The 1,441-nt window shown below is 44.5% G+C and carries 1 pseudogene; it reads right to left on the reverse strand.

Features of this window, described 5'->3' with window-relative positions:
* Positions 1-136: 136 nt before the first annotated feature.
* Positions 137-1,441: pseudogene (locus tag AB4653_RS09320) on the reverse strand (iron-containing alcohol dehydrogenase); the annotation flags it as partial.

A 1,441-nucleotide genomic window follows, 5' to 3' on the forward strand; every position in this document is an offset into this window, starting at 1 on the left:
GGTGTAAATGGATAATAAAAAATAGACCTATTTCAATTCACATAAAAAAAGCCCCAACCTTTCGGTTGGGGCTTTGAATTTCCCGATAGATAAGTATCGTGCTAGCGAAAACCTATCTCAAACTAATGCTTACTTATTATGCGTTAGCTTTTTCTTTTTTAGCTTTTGGTGCTGCTTTTTCTTCAGCTGGCTTTTGGTCAGCTTTCTTCAAAATTACAGTCGTACCTTCAAAAGTTTCACCTTCAACGTATGCTTTACCGAAGTAAGACGTTGTTAGAACTTCTTTAAGCTCAGTGATTAGAGGGTAACGTGGGTTAGCACCTGTACACTGGTCATCGAACGCTTCAACAGCTAGCTCGTCTAGTTTAGCGATGAAGTCAGACTCGTTAACACCCGCAGCCTGGATAGACAGTGGGATGTCTAGGTCAACTTTAAGCTCTTCTAACCAAGTCAGTAGACGTTCAATCTTCTGAGCAGTACGGTCACCAGCTTGGCTTAGGCCTAGGTGGTCAGCAACTTCAGCATAACGACGACGTGCTTGTGGGCGGTCGTACTGAGAGAATGCAGTCTGCTTAGTTGGGTTATCGTTCGCGTTGTAACGTACAACGTTTGAGATAAGTAGTGCGTTTGCAAGACCGTGTGGTAGGTGGAACTCAGCACCAATTTTGTGAGCCATTGAGTGACATACACCTAGGAATGCGTTCGCAAAGGCAATACCAGCAATCGTTGCAGCGTTGTGTACTTTCTCACGAGCGATTGGGTCTGCTGAACCGTTTTTGTAGCTTGATGGTAGGTATTCTTTAAGCATCTTAAGAGCTTGTAGAGCTTGACCATCTGAGTATTCGTTCGCAAGAACTGATACGTAAGCTTCAAGAGCGTGAGTTACTGCATCGTAACCACCGAACGCTGTCAGAGACTTAGGCATGTTCATTACTAGGTTAGCATCAACAACAGCCATGTTTGGCGTGATTTCGTAATCCGCTAGCGGGTACTTAGCACCTGTTTTGTCGTCAGTAACAACCGCGAATGGCGTAACTTCTGAACCCGTACCTGAAGTAGTAGTGATACATACTAGCTCAGCTTTTTTACCCATTTTAGGGAACTTGTAGATACGTTTACGGATATCCATAAAGCGCATTGCTAGTTCTTCGAAGTGAGTTTCTGGGTGCTCGTACATAACCCACATGATCTTAGCAGCATCCATTGGAGAACCGCCACCTAGAGCAAGGATTACGTCAGGTTGGAAGCTCTTCATTGCTTCAGCGCCTTTCTCAACAACAGACAGTGTTGGATCCGCTTCTACATCGAAGAATACTTGAACTTCAATACCTTGCGCTTTCTTCTTGAATAGCAACGCCGGTAGGGTTAGCTTCAACGATCTGACCGTTTTCGTCTTCTTTCGCAGCTTCTGTCTTGTATTCCCAACGACAAGCGTTAGTAC

It is taken from the genome of Vibrio sp. 10N.222.48.A3, assembly GCF_041475345.1.
Lineage (GTDB): Bacteria > Pseudomonadota > Gammaproteobacteria > Enterobacterales > Vibrionaceae > Vibrio > Vibrio tasmaniensis_A.